Below are 21,299 nucleotides of genomic sequence, written 5' to 3' on the forward strand. Positions count from 1 at the left end.
GGATTACGTTGTAACTCAATCAAATCACAAAGAGTTTTGATACGGCAGAATGTTCGAACGCAACATCTCTTGCGTGCCGAGGCCATAGTTAGAGCTCAGGCCACGAAGTTCGATGTTAAAGCCGATTACGTCGTCATAAACTGCATGTTGTTTATCATTATCCCAGCCGTTCAGCTTACGCTCGTAACCGACACGAATCGCATAACAGCAGGAACTGTACTGCACGCCTAACATGGAGTCGGCTGGTTTGTTCACATTGGTATCGAAGTAGTAAGCCCCGACAATCGACCAGCGATCAGCAAATGGCCAACTGGCTACGCCACCTACCTGCGAAATCCCCTTATTATATTGTTCAGAGGTGGAATAACGTGGCAATGTCGCCTGAATATATTCCGGGCTGGCATAGCGGTAATTTAGCTGTACCAGACGGTCTTGATCCCGACGGTACTCAATGCTGGCATTACTGGTCGCGACGTTATCCAGACGAGTGTCGTACTGCACACCACCCCGTACACCCCAACGCTCGGAGATTCGCCAGTAAGTATCACCAGCCCACACCAGTGAACCTTTATCGTCGTCTTTCTCCCATTTTATGTGGTCATCGCCAGTGCGAGACTCGCTGAAATAGTAGATTTGACCAACAGAAACGTTAAAACGTTCAACGGCATTTTCATCATATATACGAGATGTGACACCGGTCGTAACCTGGTTTGCTGATGCGATGCGGTCCAGACCACCATAAGTACGGTCGCGGAACAGGCCGCTATAGTCAAACTGCAACAGAGAAGAGTCGAAATTGTAGATGTCGCTCTGATCGCGATAGGGTACGTACAGATACTGCGCGCGTGGTTCCAGTGTCTGGGTAAAGCCAGGCGCCAGCAGATTCATGTCACGCTCAAAGACCATTTTGCCATCAACTTTAAATTGCGGCATTACACGGTTAACAGAATCAGCCAGCTTGTTTGTATTTCTGGCGTTATACCAGTCAAGATTGGTCTGCTGATAGTGTGTCGCCAGCAGTTTGGCTTCGGTATTTAAACTGCCCCAGTTGTTCGACAACGGGAGATTGATCGTCGGTTCAAGGTGCAGACGTGTGGCTTCTGGCATATTGCTATTGGTATTTACAAAATGCACTGCCTGACCATAGATACGGGTATCAAACGGACCGAGATCGTTATGGTAGTAGTTGACGTCTAACTGCGGCTCAGCGGCGTAACTGTTACCACTGTTATCGTCAAAGACCTGAAACTGTTTGGTCGAAAGTGTGGCGTCAAAGTTCTGTACTGCGTAACCGACGCTGAATTTTTGCGTAGCGTAGCCGTCGGTACTGGAACCGTACTTATTATCAAAGTCGTTGAAATAACTTGGATCACTAACTTTGGTGTAGTCAATATTGAAGCGCCACACCTGATCCATTACACCAGAGTGTTGCCAGTAAAATAACCAACGACGTGAGTTATCATCGTTCGGGTGTTCATCTTCATAGACTTTATCTGAAGGCAGATAGTCCAGTTCCATCAAGCCTGCGCCCGCCTGGGAGAGGTAGCGGAACTCGTTCTCCCACATAATGTTGCCACGACGATGCATATAATGCGGCGTGATGGTGGCATCCATATTTGGCGCGATGTTCCAGTAATATGGCAGGTAGAACTCAAAGTAGTTCTTGGTCGTGTACTTGGCGTTTGGGATCAAGAAACCGGAGCGGCGTTTGTCACCCACCGGTAACTGCAAATAGGGGCTGTAGAAGATTGGCACCGGGCCAACTTTAAAACGGGCGTTCCAGATTTCGGCTACTTGCTCTTCGCGGTCATGGATAATTTCGCTCCCCACCACGCTCCAGGTATCGGACCCCGGTAAGCAGGAGGTAAAGCTGCCGTTATCCAGAATGGTATAACGGTTTTCGCCTCGTTGTTTCATCAGGTCCGCTTTACCGCGCCCCTGACGACCCACCATCTGGTAATCCCCTTCCCAGACGTTAGTATCTTTGGTGTTCAGATTCGCCCATCCCTTTGGCCCTTTCAGAATGACCTGGTTGTCGTCGTAATGGACATTACCGAGCGCATCAACAGTACGAATCGGTTCTGGCTCGCCTGGTGCTTCTTTTTGATGAAGTTGCACTTCATCGGCCTGCAGTCGACTGTTCCCTTGCATGATATCTACATTGCCGGAAAACACTGCGTCATCAGGATAATTCCCTTTGGCGTCGTCAGCATTAATCGTCACGGGCAGTTCGTTCGTGTCGCCCTTCACCAGAGGACGGTCATAGCTCGGCACGCCCAACATACACTGTGAGGCGAGATCGGCTGCCAGGCCCTGTTGACTGTAAAGGGCGGTGGCAATCATGGTGGCCAGGAGGGTGGGGATACGTTTTTTCATACGTTGAATTTTATTGTTCCATCATCGGTAACGTTGCGCGCGGCAAACGGTCAGAGACTAACGTACTCATCATCTCTACGCTAGTGTTAATCCTGCCCGAATAGTGTCTGTGATGTTAGGCACGGCATAGAATGACAGGTATGATAATGCAAATTATAGGCGATGTCTCACAATAGACCGCAGCCCGAAATGGGTAAAAGCGCCTTAAATTGTGAGAGATAGCCCTGATATCCGAGTGTCGATTTGGGGAATATATGCAGTATTGGGGAAAAATCATTGGCGTGGCCGTGGCCTTAATGATGGGCGGTGGTTTTTGGGGCGTTGTATTAGGGCTGTTGATTGGCCATATGTTTGATAAAGCCCGCAGCCGTAAAATGGCGTGGTTCGCCAATCAGCGTGAGCGTCAGGCGCTGTTTTTTGCCACCACTTTTGAGGTGATGGGGCATTTAACCAAATCTAAAGGTCGCGTCACTGAGGCTGATATTCATATTGCCAGCCGTTTGATGGATCGAATGAATCTGCATGGCGCTTCCCGTACTGCGGCGCAAAATGCATTCCGGGTGGGAAAATCAGATAATTACCCACTGCGTGAAAAGATGCGCCAGTTTCGCAGTGTCTGCTTTGGTCGTTTTGACTTAATTCGTATGTTTCTGGAGATCCAGATTCAGGCGGCGTTTGCTGATGGTTCGCTGCATCCAAATGAGCGGGCGGTACTGTATGTCATTGCTGAAGAATTAGGGATCTCCCGCGCTCAGTTTGACCAGTTCCTGCGCATGATGCAGGGCGGTGCACAGTTTGGCGGCGGTTATCAGCAGCAATCTGGCGGTGGTAACTGGCAGCAAGCGCAGCGAGGCCCAACGCTGGAAGATGCCTGTAATGTGCTGGGTGTGAAGCCGACGGATGATGCGACCACCATTAAACGTGCCTACCGTAAGCTGATGAGTGAACACCATCCGGATAAGCTGGTAGCAAAAGGTTTGCCGCCTGAGATGATGGAGATGGCGAAGCAGAAAGCGCAGGAAATTCAGCAGGCCTATGAGCTGATAAAGCAGCAGAAAGGGTTTAAATAAGTTTCAGGGCGAGTAAGAAGAGAAGGCCTTAACGCCTTCTCCTGCCTACCTAATCGCGCTACCGAGACTATTAAAAATCCGCGGGCGCCTTAAACGTCATACTATTGCCATATGCCGGATGGGTAATCGTCAACATCTCTGCATGTAGCAGTAAACGTGGTGCCATTGCCCTGGCTTCTGGTGATGCATAAAAACGATCGCCGAGAATCGGATGGCCCAGCGCCAGCATATGCACACGCAGCTGATGCGAACGCCCGGTAATCGGTTTTAACACCACTCTTGCTGTGTTATCCGCAGCATACTCCACCACTTCATATTCCGTCTGCGCAGGTTTACCCGTTTCGTAACAGACTTTCTGTTTCGGGCGGTTTGGCCAGTCGCAAATCAGCGGCAGATCGACCAGACCTTCCGCTGGGGATGGGTGCCCCCAGACGCGGGCCACATACTGCTTTTTCGGCTCGCGCTCGCGGAACTGGCGTTTTAATTCCCGCTCCGCGGCTTTGGTCAGCGCCACTACAATCACGCCGCTGGTAGCCATATCCAGACGATGCACCGATTCCGCCTGCGGATAATCACGCTGAATGCGCGTCATCACGCTGTCTTTGTGCTCCTCCAGACGCCCCGGCACCGATAACAAGCCGCTCGGCTTGTTGACCACCATAATGTGGTCATCCTGATACAGGATAACCAGCCAGGGTTCCTGCGGCGGATTGTAGTTTTCCATCCCCATTTTAGGCTCCGTTACTGATGCGTCACAACGATCAAACGCAGGGCATCCAGACGCCAACCTGCCTGATCCAGGCTTTCCATTACCTGCTGACGGTTGCTCTCAATGGCGGTCAGTTCATCGTCACGAATGTTCGGGTTCACTGCGCGCAGAGCTTCCAGACGAGACAGCTCGGCAGACAGTTTTTCGTCGGCTTCGTTACGTGCTGCATCAATCAATGCACGGGCAGATTTCTCGATCTGCGCTTCACCCAGCTGAAGGATAGCGTGAACATCCTGCTGCACGGCATTAACCAGCTTGCTGCCAGTGTGGCGGTTAACCGCGTTAAGCTGACGGTTAAAGGTTTCAAACTCCACCTGCGCTGCCAGGTTGTTGCCGTTTTTATCCAGTAGCATACGTACCGGCGTCGGTGGCAGGAAGCGGTTGAGCTGCAACTGCTTCGGAGCCTGGGCTTCAACGACATAAATCAGCTCCACCAACAGCGTACCTACCGGCAACGCTTTGTTTTTCAACAGTGAAATCGTGCTGCTACCGGTATCGCCAGAGAGGATCAGATCCAGACCGTTGCGGATCAGCGGATGCTCCCAGGTAATAAACTGCGCATCTTCACGCGCCAGCGCCACTTCACGGTCGAAGGTAATGGTGATGCCATCTTCCGACAGGCCAGGGAAGTCCGGCACCAGCATATGATCGGACGGCGTCAGCACGATCATGTTGTCGCCGCGATCGTCCTGATTGATACCGATAATATCGAACAGGTTCATGGCGAAGGCGATCAGGTTGGTATCGTCATCCTGCTCTTCAATGCTTTCAGCTAATGCCTGCGCTTTTTCGCCACCGTTGGAATGGATCTCCAGCAGGCGGTCACGACCCTGTTCCAGCTGTGCCTTCAACGCCTCGTGCTGCTCGCGGCAGTTTTTGATCAGATCGTCAAAGCCTTCGGTTTGATCCGGTGAGGCCAGGTAGTTAATCAGATCGTTATACACGCTATCGTAGATAGTGCGTCCGGTCGGGCAGGTGTGCTCGAATGCATCCAGACCTTCGTGATACCAGCGCACCAGTACCGACTGAGCGGTTTTTTCCAGATAAGGCACATGGATCTGAATATCGTGTGCCTGACCGATACGATCCAGACGACCAATACGCTGCTCCAGCAGATCCGGGTTGAACGGCAGATCGAACATTACCATGTGGCTGGCGAACTGGAAGTTACGCCCTTCAGAACCAATTTCCGAACACAGCAGCACCTGCGCGCCGGTGTCTTCTTCGGCAAACCATGCCGCAGCGCGGTCACGCTCAATAATCGACATGCCTTCGTGGAACACCGCAGCGCGGATACCTTCACGCTCGCGCAGTACCTGCTCCAGTTGCAGCGCGGTAGCGGCTTTAGCGCAGATCACCAGCACTTTCTGTGAGCGATGGCTGGTCAGGTAGCCCATCAGCCACTCAACGCGCGGGTCGAAGTTCCACCAGGTGGCGTTATCGCCTTCAAATTCTTGATAAATACGCTCCGGGTAGAGCATATCGCGAGCGCGGTCTTCCGCACTTTTACGTGCGCCCATAATGCCGGACACTTTAATCGCCGTCTGATACTGCGTCGGCAGCGGCAGTTTAATAGTGTGTAGCTCGCGTTTCGGGAAGCCTTTAACGCCGTTACGGGTGTTACGGAACAGCACGCGGCTGGTGCCGTGGCGATCCATCAGCATGGAAACCAGTTCCTGACGGGCGCTCTGGGCATCTTCGCTGTTGCTGTTTGCCGCCTGCAGTAACGGCTCAATATCCTGCTCGCCGATCATCTCACCGAGCATGTTCAGTTCGTCATTGCTGAGTTTGTTACCTGCCAGCAGCATGGCAACGGCATCTGCTACCGGACGATAATTTTTCTGCTCTTCAACGAACTGCGCGAAATCGTGGAAACGGTTCGGGTCCAGCAGGCGCAGACGGGCGAAGTGGCTTTCCATCCCCAGTTGTTCCGGGGTCGCAGTCAGCAGCAGAACGCCGGGCACATGCTCTGCCAGTTGTTCAATGGCCTGATATTCACGGCTCGGCGCATCTTCGCTCCACACCAGGTGATGCGCTTCATCGACCACCAGCAGGTCCCATTCGGCTTCACAGAGATGTTCCAGACGCTGTTTGCTACGACGGGCAAAATCCAGCGAGCAAATGACCAGCTGTTCGGTGTCGAACGGGTTGTAAGCATCGTGCTGAGCTTCGGCATAACGCTCATCATCAAACAGCGCAAAGCGCAGGTTGAAACGGCGCAGCATTTCTACCAGCCACTGATGCTGTAAGGTTTCCGGGACGATAATCAGTACACGTTCAGCAGCGCCAGAGAGCAGTTGCTGATGCAGGATCATCCCGGCTTCAATGGTTTTCCCTAAACCCACTTCGTCAGCCAGCAGGACGCGCGGCGCATGGCGGCGGCCAACATCATGAGCGATGTTGAGCTGATGCGGGATCAGACTGGTACGCTGACCGCGCAGGCCGCTGTACGGCATACGGAACTGTTCGCTGGAATATTTACGTGCGCGATAACGCAGCGCAAAGCGGTCCATACGGTCAATCTGCCCGGCAAACAGACGGTCCTGCGGTTTGCTGAACACCAGTTTGCTATCAAGGAAAACTTCACGCAGGGCTACGCCGGACTCTTCAGTATCCAGGCGAGTACCGATATAGGTCAGCAAGCCATTTTCTTCTTTTACTTCTTCGACTTGCATCTGCCAGCCGTCATGGCTGGTAATGGTATCACCAGGGTTGAACATCACGCGGGTCACGGGGGAATCACTGCGTGCGTACAGACGGTTTTCACCAGTAGATGGGAAAAGTAAAGTGACAGTTCGCGCATCCACCGCGACAACGGTTCCAAGTCCCAATTCGCTTTCTGTATCGCTGATCCAGCGTTGACCAAGTGTAAAAGGCATATGTGTTCGGCTCTATATCTTTAATTGCAGGCAATAACCACCCGCTACCGTGCTTATGAGGTAGTGGCGTTATTCAGGTCCAGGAATGGAAAGGGCGCTATGGTACTGGATGGCAAAGCATTCGTCACGCATCAAAATGGTATCTGGCGAACTCTTTTTTTGCTCAAAATAGCCCAAGTTGCCCGGTCATAAGTGTAGCAAAATTATCCTCAATAAAAGGGAGTATTCCCTCCGCCACGGGTTGTAGCTGGCGGGTCAGATAGTGTTCGTAATCCAGCGGTGAACGTTGGTAGTCCAGCGGCTCCGGGCCGTTGGTGGTCCATACATACTTAATGGTGCCGCGGTTCTGATATTGCAAGGGGCGACCACGCTTTTGGTTTTCTTCATCGGCAAGGCGTGCGGCGCGTACATGAGGCGGCACATTACGCTGGTATTCGCTCAGTGGACGGCGAAGGCGTTTACGGTAAACCAGCCGTGCATCCAGTTCGCCAGCCATCAGTTTGTCGATGGTTTCGCGAACGTATTCCTGATATGGCTCGTTGCGGAAGATAAGTAGGTATAGCTCCTGCTGAAACTGCTGGGCCAGCGGTGTCCAGTCGGTGCGCACGGTTTCCAGCCCTTTAAACACCATCCGCTGTTTATCGCCCTCCTGAATCAGCCCGGCATATCGCTTTTTGCTGCCCGTATCGGCTCCGCGAATGGTTGGCATCAGAAAACGGCAGAAATGGGTTTCATACTCCAATTCCAGTGCGCTAGTCAGCCGTTGCTGTTGCAACGTTTCTGCCCACCAGGCGTTAACGTGCTGCACCAGTGCACGACCGATTTTCGCCGCTTCTTCTTCGGAGTGCGCGCCTTTCAGCCAGACAAACGTTGAGTCAGTATCGCCGTAGATTACGTCATAGCCCTGCGCTTCAATCAACGCTTTGGTTTGCCGCATGATCTGATGACCACGCATGGTGATTGACGACGCCAGGCGGGGATCGAAGAAGCGACAGGCGGTAGTCCCGAGCACGCCATAAAAGGCATTCATGATGATCTTCAGCGCCTGCGACAGTGGCTTATTGCCCTGGCGTTTGGCTTCATCGCGCCCGTGCCAGATGTTAGTCACAATCTCCGGCAGGCAATGTTTCTCCCGCGAGAACCAGGCATCGAGAAAGCCTTCGGTGCTGTGCTCTGGATCAGGCTGCGCCATGCCTTCCACCAGCCCGACGGGATCAATCAGATAGGTGCGGATGATCGAGGGGTACAGGCTTTTGTAGTCCAGCACCAGTACCGAATCATAAAGCCCAGGCCGCGAATCCATCACATAGCCGCCAGGGCTGGCGTGCGGCGGCACTTCGCCGAGATTAGGCGCGACATAACCAGCGCGATGCATTCGGGGAAAATAGAGATGACCAAACGCTGCCACCGACCCCCCGTGCCGATCTACCGGCAGGCCGTTAACCGTCGCTCGTTCGAGTAGAAACGGCATGATTTCAGTTTTGTGGAAGATCTGCGTCACCAGCTCGCAATCTTTCAGGTTATAAGTCGCCAGCGCAGGTTTATCTTCGGCGAAACGGCGGTCAATTTCGTCCATCCGATCCCACGGGTTATCGATAGATTTTCCTTCGCCTAATAACTCCTGAGCGACGGTTTCCAGCGAGAACGAAGAGAAATTCCAGAATGCAGATTTCAGCGCCTCGATACCGTCGATAATTAGCCGCCCTTTGGCCTGGGCAAAAAAGACGCCGTTTTTAAAGCCGTGCTCGCGCCACTCCAGCTCACTGTTATCGCGCCCCAGACGCAGTGGAATACGGTAGCGCTCGGCATGTTTTTGCAGCATTCGCAGATCGAACTGCACCACGTTCCAGCCGATGATCACATCAGGATCGTGGTTAGCAAACCAGGCGTTGAGTTTTTCCAGCAGCTGCGGACGACTGGCGACGTACTCCAGTTCGAAATCAAGCGCGGAGGCATCGCCATTCTCCGGCCCCAGCATATAAACGATGCGCTGCCCGCAGCCTTCCAGACCGATGCAGTACAGTTCACCGTGGCGGGTGGTTTCAATATCAATAGAAACCCACTTGAGCGGCGGGCGGTAGTCGGGATGCGGTTTCAGACGGGCATTAACGATAGCGCCATTGTGCATATCACCCTCGACCCACACCGGTGAGGTGATAAACCGCTCCATCAGATAGCGTTCTGGCGGGCGCACATCGGCCTCGTAAACGGTAACGCCAGCTTCACGCAGGCGCTTTTCGTAATTCATCAACTGGCGATGGGCGCGACAGTAAAGGCCATACACCGGCTGGCGGTGAAAATCCTTTAACGCCAGCGGCGTCAGGCGAAAGCCTTGTTCACCTTGCAAAATATGCTGAGTGCGGGGAACCTGATCGGCGGGAATAAACGCCACGGACTCTTGCGGTGCAAGCGTAACCTGCAACGGCCCGTTGTCCGTCGCTAACCAAAAGGAAACTTCGGTTCCTTGCGGGGTATCCCGCCAGTGTCGGGTTAAGATAAAACCTGCCTGCGCCACGCTGAAAATCCAATAAAAAACCAGGCTTGAGTATAGCCTGGTTTTGGTTGACTGGCTGTGGTTTTATACAGTCATTACTGGCCGTAATAGGCTTTTGCACCATGCTTACGCAGATAGTGTTTATCCAGCAATGTTTGCTGCATATCAGGCAGTTGCGGAGCAAGCTGGCGGCAGAAAATCCCCATATAAGCGACTTCTTCCAGCACGATGGCGTTATGCACCGCATCTTCGGCATTTTTGCCCCATGCAAACGGGCCGTGAGAATGGACCAGAACGCCAGGCATTTGCGCTGCATCGATACCCTGTTTTTCGAAGGTTTCGACGATCATTTTGCCCGTTTCCCATTCATATTCGCCGTTGATTTCCGCATCGGTCATTTTGCGGGTGCAGGGAATGGAGCCGTAGAAATAGTCGGCGTGGGTGGTGCCGGTTGCCGGGATTGACTGGCCCGCCTGCGCCCAGATGGTGGCGTGGCGGGAGTGCGTATGCACAATGCCGCCAATGGACGGGAATGCCTGATAGAGCAATCGATGAGTTGGCGTATCGGAGGAGGGCTTTTTCGTTCCTTCAACCACTTCACCGGTTGCGATGCTGACCACGACCATATCGTCGGCGGTCATGATGCTGTAATCGACGCCAGAAGGTTTGATCACAAAGACGCCGCGCTCGCGATTAACAGCGCTGACGTTGCCCCATGTGAGCGTGACCAGGTTGTGTTTTGGCAGTGCCAGGTTGGCTTCTAAAACCTGACGTTTGAGATCTTCTAACATGTTGACTCCTTCGTGCCGGATGCGCTTTGCTTATCCGGCCTACAAAATCGGAACGTGTAGGCCAGATAAGACGCGTCAGCGTCGCATCAGGGATGCGGCTACTTAGCGACGAAATCCGTAATACACTTCGTTCCAGCGCAGTGCATCTTTAAACGCTGGCAGGCGGGTGTCGTTATCAATCACCGTGATTTCAATGTCGTGCATCTCGGCAAACTGGCGCATATCGTTGAGGTTCAGCGCATGGCTGAAGACGGTATGGTGTGCGCCACCGGCAAGGATCCACGCTTCGGAAGCGGTTGGCAGATCCGGTTGCGCTTTCCACAGCGCATTCGCCACTGGCAGTTTCGGCAAGGAGTACGGAGTTTTCACCGTGTCGATGCAGTTAACCAGCAGGCGATAACGATCGCCGAGATCAATCAGGCTGGCGACAATGGCCGGACCGGTTTGGGTGTTGAAGATTAGGCGGGCCGGGTCGTCTTTACCACCAATACCGAGGTGCTGAACGTCGAGGATCGGTTTCTCTTCTGCGGCGATCGACGGGCAGACTTCCAGCATGTGGGAGCCGAGCACCAGGTCATTACCTTTCTCGAAGTGGTAGGTGTAGTCCTCCATAAAGGAGGTGCCGCCCTGCAGACCGGTTGACATCACCTTCATGATGCGAAGCAGGGCGGCAGTTTTCCAGTCGCCTTCGCCCGCAAAGCCGTAGCCCTGCTGCATCAGACGCTGCACGGCCAGGCCAGGAAGCTGTTTCAGACCGTGTAAATCTTCAAAGGTCGTGGTGAACGCATGGAAGCCACCTTGTTCCAGGAAACGCTTCATCCCCAGCTCAATACGCGCCGCTTCCAGCACATTCTGCCGTTTCTCGCCGTGGATTTGAGTGGCAGGCGTCATGGTGTAGCTGCTTTCGTACTCATCGACCAGCGCGTTAACATCGCCATCGCTGATGGAGTTCACCACCTGCACCAGATCGCCAACCGCCCAGGTATTGACGGAGAAACCGAACTTGATCTGTGCGGCAACTTTATCGCCGTCAGTGACCGCCACTTCACGCATGTTATCGCCAAAGCGGCAAACTTTCAGATGACGGGTATCCTGTTTAGATACCGCCTGACGCATCCAGGAGCCGATACGCTCATGTGCTTGTTTATCCTGCCAGTGACCGGTAACGACGGCATGTTGCTGACGCATACGCGCGCCAATGAAGCCGAACTCGCGACCGCCATGTGCAGTCTGGTTCAGGTTCATAAAGTCCATGTCGATACTGTCCCACGGCAGCACCGCGTTGAACTGGGTGTGGAATTGCAGCAACGGCTTATTGAGCATGGTCAGGCCGTTAATCCACATTTTGGCTGGAGAGAAGGTGTGCAGCCATACCACCAGACCAGCGCAACGATCGTCGTAATTCGCGTCGCGGCAAATAGCGGTGATTTCATCCGGCGTGGTGCCCAGCGGTTTCAGCACCAGTTTGCAGGGCAGTTTCGCTTCCGTATTCAGCGCATTAACGACGTGCTCGGCATGTTGGGTGACCTGATGCAGGGTTTCCGGGCCATACAGATGCTGGCTACCAATGACAAACCACACTTCATAATTATCAAAAATCGTCATCGTCGAGTCCTTATAGAGTCGGAACGGCCTGGTCAGCCAGTGCCGGGGCGGAAGTTGGAAGATAATGTTGTTCGGCGCTCATCGCCCATTGTTGATAGCGGCGATAAAGCTGTTCAAAGCGTTGTGCCTGTTCGCTGCGTGGTTGCAGAGTTTTCTCTACCGCACTGGCCATTTTTTGCTGTGCTGATGGGATGTCTGCGTGCACTTTCGCGGCGACGGCAGCAAAAATCGCCGCACCGAGCGCGCAACACTGATCAGAGGCGACAATTTGTAGCGGGCGATTCAGCACGTCGCAGCAGGCCTGCATAATGACCTGGTTTTTCCGCGCGATGCCGCCCAGCGCCATCACGTTATTGACGGCGATCCCCTGATCGGTGAAGCACTCCATAATTGCGCGTGCGCCAAAGGCGGTAGCGGCAATTAAACCGCCGAACAGTAGCGGAGCGTCGGTAGCGAGGTTCAGGTCGGTAATCACCCCTTTCAGGCGTTGGTTAGCGTTTGGCGTGCGACGGCCGTTAAACCAGTCGAGTACTACCGGCAGGTGATCCAGAGACGGATTTTTGGCCCATGCTTCGGTCAGCGCCGGGAGCAGTTGTTTCTGGCTGGCTTTGATTTGCTCTTTCAGTTCTGGATGCCGGGCGGCAAGCTGTTCCAGCGGCCAGCCAAGAACGCGACCAAACCAGGCGTAGATATCACCAAACGCCGATTGGCCTGCTTCCAGACCGATAAATCCAGGCACCACGCTGCCATCAACCTGACCGCAAATGCCTTTAACTGCCCGCTCGCCAACGCTCTGTTTGTCGGCAATCAGAATGTCGCAGGTGGAAGTACCGATAACTTTTACCAGAGCGTTAGGCTGTGCGCCTGCGCCAACTGCGCCCATATGGCAGTCAAACGCGCCGCCGGAAATCACCACGCTTTCAGGCAGGCCGAGATGCTGCGCCCATTCCGGGCATAACGTGCCCACCGGAATATCGGCAGTCCAGGTGTCAGTGAACAGCGGGGAAGGCAAATGGCGATTGAGGATCGGGTCCAGTTCGTCAAAGAAACTGGCTGGCGGCAGGCCGCCCCAGCTTTCGTGCCACAGCGATTTATGTCCGGCGCTGCAACGTCCGCGGCGAATATCCTGCGGGCGCGTGGTACCGGAAAGCAGAGCTGGCACCCAGTCGCACAGCTCAATCCACGATGCGGCAGATTGCGCCACGGCGCTGTCCTGGCGAGTCACATGCAGTATTTTTGCCCAGAACCATTCGCTGGAATAAATACCGCCAATATAGCGGGAGTAGTCAACGTTGCCCGGCGTGTGACATAAACGGGTAATCGCTTCCGCTTCTTCAACCGCGGTGTGGTCTTTCCACAATACGAACATCGCGTTCGGGTTTTCGGCAAACTCCGGGCGCAGCGCCAGTACATTACCGTCGGCGTCAATCGGTGCGGGCGTCGAGCCGGTTGTGTCAACGCCAATCCCGACCACGGTTGCGCGCTGTTCGGCACTAAGCGCTGCCAGCACGGTTTTCAGCGCCGCTTCCATTGACTCAATGTAGTCACGCGGATGATGACGGAACTGGTTATTCGGGGCATCACAAAATTGCCCTTTCTGCCAACGGGGATACCACTCTACGCTGGTTGCGATCTCTTCACCGGTGGCGCAGTCCACCGCCAAAGCTCGCACAGAATCACTGCCAAAATCGAGGCCAATCGCAATTGCCATTGTCTCACTCCATGCCAAAAAACGGGTATGGAGAAACAGTAGATATCGGTGCAAAAAACCGTCAGGCAGGATCCGCTAATCTTATGGACTAAAATGCTATGGCATCACAAAGTGTGACGCTGAGCAAAGTTCCTGTGTGGACAAGATGGCTGTACTTATAGACACTTCTGTTACACGTTTTCGTTATCGCTGCGGGCGCGTTTGTGAGCCAGTGCTTTTTACCTGCGGGTTTGCCGGGCTGATGGTCAGACGAGTGATTCCAGTCGAAGCTTAAATGCACATGTTTGTCTTGATATGGACAATTTGTTTCTTCTCTCCGTACCGGGAGTTATGAAATATGGCTGAACCACAAAACGATCCACTGCTGCCAGGTTACTCTTTTAATGCCCATCTGGTTGCTGGATTAACACCGATTGAGGCAAATGGTTATCTCGATTTTTATATCGACAGGCCGTTGGGCATGAAAGGATATATCCTCAATCTCACGTTGCGTGGCGAAGGGATAATCAATAATAGAGATCAGCAATTTATTTGCCGACCGGGCGATATTCTACTTTTCCCACCTGGAGAAATTCATCACTACGGACGCCATCCGGGAGCCTGTGAATGGTATCACCAGTGGGTCTATTTTCGCCCCCGCGCGTACTGGCAGGAGTGGCTAAACTGGCCGACGATATTTGCCCATACCGGCTTTTATCGCCCGGATGAAGCGCACCAGCCGCACTTTAACGAACTGTTTGGACAGATTATCAGTGCCGGGCAAGGGGAAGGGCGTTACTCGGAGCTGCTGGCGATTAATCTGCTGGAGCAACTGCTATTACGACGCATGGCAGCCATTAATGAATCTTTGCATCCACCGATGGATAACCGGGTACGTGACGCCTGCCAGTATATTAGCGACCATCTGGCAGATAGCCATTTTGATATTGCCAGTGTGGCTAAGCACGTTTGTCTTTCGCCATCGCGTCTTTCACATCTGTTTCGCCAGCAATTAGGGATCAGCGTATTAAGCTGGCGTGAAGATCAGCGTATCAGTCAGGCGAAACTGTTACTTAGCACGACACGTATGCCTATCGCTACTGTGGGACGTAATGTTGGCTTTGACGATCAGCTTTATTTTTCCAGAGTATTTAAAAAATGTACTGGTGCAAGCCCGAGCGAGTTTAGAGCAGGATGTGAATAATAAGAAAGAAGGGGACCTCCTTCTTTCATCACCCGACGTTATTTATATATATTTCGCATAATAAATTTTCTTTTATTTATCAACCAAATATTAATTATTTTTAGGTGAATCGTTTCGCCTGAATAATATTTTTGTTTGTTTTTGTTTGTCTGTTTTTTTCTTGATAAAACTCCCGTTAATAATTTGTTTTTTAGTGATAATAAAATCAAAAAGGAAGACTTATGTATCGGGATACCCGTCGTGAACATATTGTCCGGCTACTTCGCAACAAGGAGGAGTGCACTGTCAGCGATTTAGCTCATTATTTTTCCGTTACCAAAGAGACTATTCGGACAGATTTAGCATGGTTGCAAAAGCGTGGCATGGTTATTCGCCATCATGGTGGCGTCTCATTAAAAAAACATTTAATGCAAAACGCGCTTTCGCAACAAGAGTATGTCGATATGAGTTTGCTTATCAAGCAACAACAGCAGGGAATTGGCTTTTTAACCTCCCTTGATGATAAAGGACACCGAATGGCAGGAAAAGTGTGTGTGTTAGGATCATTTAACGTCGATATCGTGGCGAAAGTGTATCGTTTTCCGCATGAAGGTGAAACGTTGGTGGCCAAAGAAACCACCATGGGGCCGGGAGGGAAAGGTGCGAATCAGGCACTTGCTGCTCATCGGGCTGGGGCGCAAATACACTTCGCCTGTAAGATTGGTCGCGACCAGTTTAATCATTTTGCCCGCAATCATATTGAATCGATTGGTATTGGCTCATTTACTTTTTACGAATCTGAACGATCTACCACGGGTTGTGCAGTTATTTATGTAAATAATGAAGGTGAAAACATGATTGCCATGTCTCCAGGGGCTAATCATGAATTAAGTGATAACGATATTATTCAACTTTCTCACTTTATTGCTGAATCCAATGTCTTCATTGTGCAGATGGAGAATAATCTTGCCGCCACTCACCTGGCATTAAAATGTGCCAAACAAATGCAGGTGACAACGATTTTAAATCCTGCGCCGTGGTCCATTGATGTTGCCACACTATTACCTTATGTTGATATTGTGACACCCAATGAAACCGAAGCATCGGCGATGTCAGGTATGGTAATTAATGATATTTCTGATGCTATGAAGGCGGCGAAGCATATTCATAATGCCGGGCAGTGCTCAGTAATTATCACGATGGGAAAACAAGGCGCATTAATTTATGACGGGCAACAATGTGCGCATATTCCGGCATTTTCGGCAGTCGCTGTAGATACAACAGGTGCGGGGGATGCGTTTAATGGCGCGCTCGCCGCCGCACTGGCGAAGGGTGAATCACTTGTTAAAGCAGCCTGGTATGCCAGCGCTTTCGCTTCGCTGGCAGTAGAAAAAGAAGGGGCAGCCAATATGCCAGATATCTCTCTGGTGGATGCCAGAATTCAGCAGCAGAACGTCGCCATTCAAACTTTCTGATGTTTCACTGAACGAAGGATGAAATATGAAAACAATTGAAGGGATTATTCCGGTAATGCTAACGCCTTTTACGGCGGATAATAAAATTGATTACTCTGGTCTTAAACGGCTAATTGACTGGTATATCGAAAACGGTGCCGACGCGTTATTTGCCGTGTGTCAGTCCAGTGAAATGCAGTATTTAACCTTAGAAGAGCGCGTGGAACTGGCGAGCTTTGTGGTTGAATATAGCCAACAACGAATACCTGTTATCGCTTCTGGTCATATTTCTGATGATGTGCAATTGCAAATTCAGGAACTTAATGCAATGGCAGCAACGGGTATTGATGCGCTGGTGTTAGTGACTAACCATCTCGACCCACATAACGAAGGCACTGCGGTATTCCGTCGCACACTTGATACGCTTTTGGCGTCACTACCAGAAAGCATGGCACTGGGCCTGTATGAATGCCCGGCCCCGTATCGCCGCTTATTAACCGATGAGGAACTGCTTTACTGCGCACAAAGCGGGCGTTTTCAAATCTTAAAAGATGTCAGTTGTGATCTGCCTACAGTGACGCGCCGGGTGCAATTAACCCAGCAGACGCCAATGACGATTGTTAATGCCAATGCTGCCATTGCCTGGGAGGCGATGCTTGCAGGTTCGAAAGGTTTTTGTGGCGTCTTTACCAACTTTCATCCTGACTTGTATCACTGGCTTTGGCTTGAAGGAAAACAACACCCTGAAGAGGCAAAACAACTCGCCTGGTTTTTATCGCTGAGTGCCGTCAGTGAAAATATTGGCTATCCGAAAAATGCCAAAATATTTCATCAGCAGCGAGGAACATTTGACTGTGTTCACTGCCGGGTAACGGCTGACGATGTGCTGAAAAAATATTGGGGGCTGGAGGTGGTGCTAAAACAAATTGCTGATGCCGCAGATTTCCAGCGTCAACAACTCAAATATTAATATCCGACAGCACTTGCTGTTATTAAAAAATAATTAAGACAGGAGTCTATAAATATGAAACGTACCCTGATGAGTTGTGCCGTTGCTTCACTGCTGGTTTCAGGTTCCGCGCTGGCTGCATGGCCAGAAAAACCAATCCAAATCATTGTGCCCTGGGGCGCGGGAGGAAATACCGATACTGTTGCACGCCTGGTGGCAGAAGGGCTGCAAAAAGAGTTGAAAGTGAATGTCAACGTGGTGAATCGCACGGGAGGTGCTGGGGTGGTTGGCCATGATGCCATTGCGAAAGCTAAAGCGGATGGCTATACCCTGGGAATTGCGACGGTAGAAATCACCATGATGCACCATCAGGGGATGACGGCGTTAACGTATCAGAACTACACGCCAATTACACGGCTGGCAGTGAATCTGGGAGGCGTGCAAGTCGCAGCAAATTCGCAGTTCGAAAATATCGTCCAGATGACCGACTACATCAAGGCGAATCCAGGTAAGTTAAAAGCATCGGGTAGCGGGTTAAATTCCGGCTGGCATCTGAACTTGATAGGTATGCTCGACAGTATGGGGCTTCCGTCTTCTGCCGTGACCTGGGTGCCTTCTGAAGGTTCCAGTTCTGCACTGATGGAACTGGTTTCCGGTGGTATAGATTTTACAACGTCATCACCGGGCGAAGCGAAAAGTATGGTCGATGCCAAAATGGTACGTAATTTAGCGACCATGGCAGAAAAATCGGCAGGGCTTTATAAAGATCTTCCAGTATTCCAACAAGCAACTGGCTATAAATATCATTTGGCGACATGGAATGCCTTAGTGGTTCCGGCGGGTACTCCTGAAGAGGTCTCACAAAAATTAACTGCCGCTATGCAGGCAGTGTTTGCGCAGGGGAAATTACAAGAATTCGCTACCAAACAAGGGTTTGAAGTTTACCCGCTGTATGGCAAAGAAATGACGACTTTTATGGCAGATGAAGATGCCAGATACGGAAAATTAATAACCAAAATCAAGGGTTAATCAGACAGGGCGGTGAATATATCGCCGCCCAATTACAGGGATAGCATTATGCGCATAATACCGGTAACGCCGTTATTTCTGCTGATTTTTGCCATGTTTATTTTTGGCTGGAGCATAACGCAATATGGAGGCATATCGCAGTATGGCGCTGGATTTATGCCTTGCATCATCAGTGGATTGTTGTTGTTTTTAGCGGCTATTGATGTAGCGATAGATATTAAACACCGGCACCGTAACAAAGTTTCTTTAACGCTTGATGAAGTGAAAGCACTTTTACTGGTTATTACAGTGGTACTGCTGTTTATATTATTGTTAGATATTCTCGGTTTTGTAATTTGCTCATTTTTGTTGCTTTTTATTTTAATGAAAATACGAGGTGTCAGACTTTTGCATTCCGTTATCGTTTCGATATCGGCATCTCTTATTATCTGGTTTATTTTTGCCAGAGTGTTGTTGGTAGCCTTTCCTGAAGGAATCTTGTTTTAAGGATGCAATATGGATATTTTGATTCAGGCACTAACGTATATTAATTTGAATGCCATTCTGTCCATTATTGCTGCTACAGCCTTTGGGTTATTTGTGGGGGCCATTCCAGGATTGACCGCAACGATGGCGGTTGCGCTAATGGTACCTTTTACCTTCTTTCTTGATCCTATTCCCGCTCTGGCATTAATGATTGCCGTTGGTGCGTCATCCATTTATGCCGGAGATATCCCCGGCGCACTTTTGCGTATACCAGGGACACCTGCTTCGGCGGCTTATGTTGCTGATTCAAATGAACTGGTAAAGCAAGGTAAGGTGAATCGCGTATTGGGACTTGGGCTGGTGAGTTCGGTCATTGGTGGCGTGATTGGATCACTTATTTTGATGTTGGCTGCGCCTGTACTGGCGAAATTTGCCCTTAAATTTAGTTCTTATGAATACACATGGCTTTCTCTTTTAGGCTTAACCTGCGCGACTCTGGTTGTGGGTAATCAACCACTGAAAGGCATGGTGACCTTATGTTTGGGATTATTACTGGCGTGTATCGGTTATGATCAAATATCCGGGGTTCCACGTTTTACGTTTGGGCAAATCAGCCTGTTACAAGGGGTGAACTTTATCCCGGCGATGATTGGTCTGTTCGCGATATCCGGCGCAATTGAATATTATCGTGACAAAATTAGCCAGGTAAGTGGTGCCGTGCCACAAACGCAAACGGGGATTAATTTATTCAAGGGAATGGGGCAGGTGATTTGGTCACGAAAATTAAATCTTGGCCGTAGCAGTATTATCGGTACGCTTATCGGAGCGTTACCCGGCGCTGGAGCAGATATTGCTGCGTGGATAAGTTACGCCATTTCAAAAAAATTCTCTCGCCAGCAGGAGTTATATGGGCATGGTTCTGAGGAGGCGATTGTTGATTCCTCGAGCAGTAACAACGCCAGCCTGGCGGGGAGTTGGATCCCTTCATTAGTTTTCGGTATTCCGGGCGATTCTGCCGCCGCAATTATCATCGGCGTGCTCTATATGAAGGATATGAATCCAGGACCGACATTATTTCTGTTCCAGGCAGATAAACTCTATGCCGTGTTTATCTTGTTTCTGATCGCCAATATTGCATTACTACCGTTAGCCACAATTGCTGTCAGTTTTATCAAACGCATCATCTGGATTGATAAAGCGATTCTGTACCCGATTATTCTGATTTTCAGTATTGTCGGTGCATTTGCTATCGATAACTCGGGTGCCTCTGTCGTTGTCATGTTGGTCATGGGGGTTCTTGGATACTGGTTACAACGTAAGGAATACCCGGTTTCGCCCATTATTTTGGGGATGATTCTTGGGCCAATGTTGGAAAAAAACTTATTATCTTCAATGATTAAGTCTAATGGCGAATGGCTGGCGTTTGTTGAGCGCCCGGTATCTATGGCACTGGCTGCCTGTTTCTTTTTGGTTGTCGCGTTGCAAGGACGCAATATCTACCGTTCATTTAGCCGTTAATCCGCTGTTTTCAGACCATCCATGTTGTGGATGGTCTGCCTTCCCCTAAGTAAAATCCTGCGTGACTGCTAAATTTATACTCTAAATGATTCGCGTTGCAGGAGTATATTCATACAAAGAATAGATTGACCTGAATACCACCACTTCGCACAATCCACGACGAATTCATCAACCGGGCGCATTATGCAAGCATTGCTGGAACACTTTATTACTCAATCGACCGCGTATTCTCTGATGGCTGTTGTGCTGGTGGCTTTTCTGGAGTCGCTGGCGCTGGTCGGTCTGATTCTGCCAGGTACGGTACTGATGGCAGGACTGGGGGCACTGATTGGCAGCGGCGAGTTGAGTTTTTGGTATGCCTGGCTGGCCGGTATTGTCGGTTGCCTGCTGGGGGACTGGATCTCCTTCTGGCTGGGCTGGCGTTTTAAAAAGCCGTTGCATCGCTGGTCTTTTATGAAGAAGAACAAAGCGTTGCTCGATAAGACCGAACATGCGCTACATCAGCACAGCATGTTTACCATTCTGGTCGGACGTTTTGTCGGGCCGACGCGTCCGCTGGTACCGATGGTGGCAGGGATGCTGGATCTGCCAGTGCGTAAGTTTCTTTTACCGAATATTGTAGGTTGCCTGTTGTGGCCGCCGTTTTACTTCCTGCCGGGGATTCTGGCGGGCGCGGCGATCGATATTCCTGCCGGAATGCAGAGTGGCGAGTTTAAATGGTTGCTGCTGGCAACAGCGGTGTTTTTGTGGGTTGGTGGCTGGCTGTGCTGGCGGTCATGGCGCAGTGGTAAAGCGACTGACCGTTTAAGTCATTATTTGTCGCGCGGTCGTTTGTTGTGGCTGACGCCGTTGATTTCTGCCATCGGCGTGGTAGCGCTGGTGGTGTTAATTCGCCACCCGTTGATGCCGGTGTATATCGATATTTTGCGTAAAGTGGTTGGAGTTTAGGCCTGCATGGCAGTGTAACTGTTTGATATTTAAATTTTTATTGTCGGATGCGGCATTCACACCGCATCCGATATGACAG

Annotated in this window: 15 protein-coding genes; 8 read left to right on the forward strand and 7 right to left on the reverse strand. The window is 51.1% G+C overall.

Annotated features, from left to right (window positions below):
• Window positions 1-24 precede the first annotated feature (24 nt).
• Window positions 25-2,376: an LPS assembly protein LptD gene (lptD, locus tag EFER_RS00575; protein WP_000746135.1), complete on the reverse strand. Its 2,352-nt coding sequence runs from the start codon at window positions 2,374-2,376 to the stop codon at window positions 25-27.
• A gap of 254 nt (window positions 2,377-2,630) precedes the next feature.
• On the opposite strand from lptD, the gene djlA reads away from it, so the two are divergent.
• Complete coding sequence (gene djlA, locus EFER_RS00580; RefSeq protein WP_001200589.1) at window positions 2,631-3,446, forward strand: co-chaperone DjlA; 816 nt, start codon at window positions 2,631-2,633, stop codon at window positions 3,444-3,446.
• A 70-nt stretch (window positions 3,447-3,516) separates the two neighbouring features.
• On the opposite strand, the gene rluA is transcribed toward djlA, so the two are convergent.
• From rluA to araB, 6 genes are all read right to left on the reverse strand, one after another.
• Complete coding sequence (gene rluA, locus EFER_RS00585) at window positions 3,517-4,176, reverse strand: bifunctional tRNA pseudouridine(32) synthase/23S rRNA pseudouridine(746) synthase RluA (protein ID WP_000525176.1); 660 nt, start codon at window positions 4,174-4,176, stop codon at window positions 3,517-3,519.
• Window positions 4,177-4,187: 11 nt separating this feature from the next.
• Window positions 4,188-7,094, reverse strand: a complete 2,907-nt coding sequence (gene rapA / locus EFER_RS00590) for an RNA polymerase-associated protein RapA (RefSeq protein WP_001117032.1) — start codon at window positions 7,092-7,094, stop codon at window positions 4,188-4,190.
• A 163-nt stretch (window positions 7,095-7,257) separates the two neighbouring features.
• A complete protein-coding gene (gene polB, locus EFER_RS00595; protein WP_000035706.1) occupies window positions 7,258-9,609 on the reverse strand; it encodes a DNA polymerase II in 2,352 nt (783 codons plus the stop codon).
• 74 nt (window positions 9,610-9,683) lie between these two features.
• Window positions 9,684-10,379: an L-ribulose-5-phosphate 4-epimerase gene (araD, locus tag EFER_RS00600; RefSeq protein ID WP_000888703.1), complete on the reverse strand. Its 696-nt coding sequence runs from the start codon at window positions 10,377-10,379 to the stop codon at window positions 9,684-9,686.
• Between the two features lie 102 nt (window positions 10,380-10,481).
• A complete protein-coding gene (gene araA / locus EFER_RS00605) occupies window positions 10,482-11,984 on the reverse strand; it encodes an L-arabinose isomerase (RefSeq protein ID WP_000151711.1) in 1,503 nt (500 codons plus the stop codon).
• Window positions 11,985-11,994: 10 nt separating this feature from the next.
• Entirely contained in the window at window positions 11,995-13,695 is a 1,701-nt protein-coding gene (gene araB / locus EFER_RS00610; protein ID WP_000951831.1) for a ribulokinase, read from the reverse strand.
• 337 nt (window positions 13,696-14,032) lie between these two features.
• Between araB and araC the strand changes: the two genes are divergently transcribed.
• The 7 genes from araC (at window position 14,033) to EFER_RS00645 (ending at window position 21,220) form a co-directional block, all read left to right on the forward strand.
• Entirely contained in the window at window positions 14,033-14,878 is an 846-nt protein-coding gene (gene araC, locus EFER_RS00615) for an arabinose operon transcriptional regulator AraC (protein WP_000840169.1), read from the forward strand.
• Window positions 14,879-15,099: 221 nt separating this feature from the next.
• The gene (gene rbsK / locus EFER_RS00620; protein ID WP_000285498.1) at window positions 15,100-16,332 is read left to right on the forward strand and encodes a ribokinase; all 1,233 of its coding nucleotides are present in this window, start codon (window positions 15,100-15,102) and stop codon (window positions 16,330-16,332) included.
• A 25-nt stretch (window positions 16,333-16,357) separates the two neighbouring features.
• Entirely contained in the window at window positions 16,358-17,281 is a 924-nt protein-coding gene (locus EFER_RS00625) for a dihydrodipicolinate synthase family protein (protein WP_000848329.1), read from the forward strand.
• A gap of 54 nt (window positions 17,282-17,335) precedes the next feature.
• Entirely contained in the window at window positions 17,336-18,289 is a 954-nt protein-coding gene (locus EFER_RS00630) for a tripartite tricarboxylate transporter substrate binding protein (protein ID WP_000831652.1), read from the forward strand.
• Window positions 18,290-18,337: 48 nt separating this feature from the next.
• On the forward strand, window positions 18,338-18,775 hold the full coding sequence (locus EFER_RS00635; RefSeq protein ID WP_001220299.1) for a tripartite tricarboxylate transporter TctB family protein: 438 nt from the start codon (window positions 18,338-18,340) through the stop codon (window positions 18,773-18,775).
• Between the two features lie 9 nt (window positions 18,776-18,784).
• Window positions 18,785-20,272, forward strand: coding sequence for a tripartite tricarboxylate transporter permease (locus EFER_RS00640; RefSeq protein ID WP_000353209.1), 1,488 nt, complete (start codon window positions 18,785-18,787; stop codon window positions 20,270-20,272).
• Window positions 20,273-20,455: 183 nt separating this feature from the next.
• Window positions 20,456-21,220 (forward strand): DedA family protein, encoded by a 765-nt coding sequence (locus EFER_RS00645; RefSeq protein WP_001148364.1) that lies wholly within the window; start codon window positions 20,456-20,458, stop codon window positions 21,218-21,220.
• Window positions 21,221-21,299: the final 79 nt, after the last annotated feature.

The sequence above is a fragment of the Escherichia fergusonii ATCC 35469 genome (assembly GCF_000026225.1).
GTDB lineage: Bacteria > Pseudomonadota > Gammaproteobacteria > Enterobacterales > Enterobacteriaceae > Escherichia > Escherichia fergusonii.

What these genes read in the sequence shown, in the direction of transcription:
- lptD (WP_000746135.1), bottom strand. Translation starts at nt 2,376, where the DNA reads ATGAAAAAACGTATCCCCACCCTCCTGGCCACCATGATTGCCACCGCC.
- djlA (WP_001200589.1), top strand. Translation starts at nt 2,631, where the DNA reads ATGCAGTATTGGGGAAAAATCATTGGCGTGGCCGTGGCCTTAATGATG.
- rluA (WP_000525176.1), bottom strand. Translation starts at nt 4,176, where the DNA reads ATGGGGATGGAAAACTACAATCCGCCGCAGGAACCCTGGCTGGTTATC.
- rapA (WP_001117032.1), bottom strand. Translation starts at nt 7,094, where the DNA reads ATGCCTTTTACACTTGGTCAACGCTGGATCAGCGATACAGAAAGCGAA.
- araD (WP_000888703.1), bottom strand. Translation starts at nt 10,379, where the DNA reads ATGTTAGAAGATCTCAAACGTCAGGTTTTAGAAGCCAACCTGGCACTG.
- araA (WP_000151711.1), bottom strand. Translation starts at nt 11,984, where the DNA reads ATGACGATTTTTGATAATTATGAAGTGTGGTTTGTCATTGGTAGCCAG.
- araB (WP_000951831.1), bottom strand. Translation starts at nt 13,695, where the DNA reads ATGGCAATTGCGATTGGCCTCGATTTTGGCAGTGATTCTGTGCGAGCT.
- araC (WP_000840169.1), top strand. Translation starts at nt 14,033, where the DNA reads ATGGCTGAACCACAAAACGATCCACTGCTGCCAGGTTACTCTTTTAAT.
- rbsK (WP_000285498.1), top strand. Translation starts at nt 15,100, where the DNA reads ATGTATCGGGATACCCGTCGTGAACATATTGTCCGGCTACTTCGCAAC.
- EFER_RS00625 (WP_000848329.1), top strand. Translation starts at nt 16,358, where the DNA reads ATGAAAACAATTGAAGGGATTATTCCGGTAATGCTAACGCCTTTTACG.
- EFER_RS00630 (WP_000831652.1), top strand. Translation starts at nt 17,336, where the DNA reads ATGAAACGTACCCTGATGAGTTGTGCCGTTGCTTCACTGCTGGTTTCA.
- EFER_RS00635 (WP_001220299.1), top strand. Translation starts at nt 18,338, where the DNA reads ATGCGCATAATACCGGTAACGCCGTTATTTCTGCTGATTTTTGCCATG.
- EFER_RS00640 (WP_000353209.1), top strand. Translation starts at nt 18,785, where the DNA reads ATGGATATTTTGATTCAGGCACTAACGTATATTAATTTGAATGCCATT.
- EFER_RS00645 (WP_001148364.1), top strand. Translation starts at nt 20,456, where the DNA reads ATGCAAGCATTGCTGGAACACTTTATTACTCAATCGACCGCGTATTCT.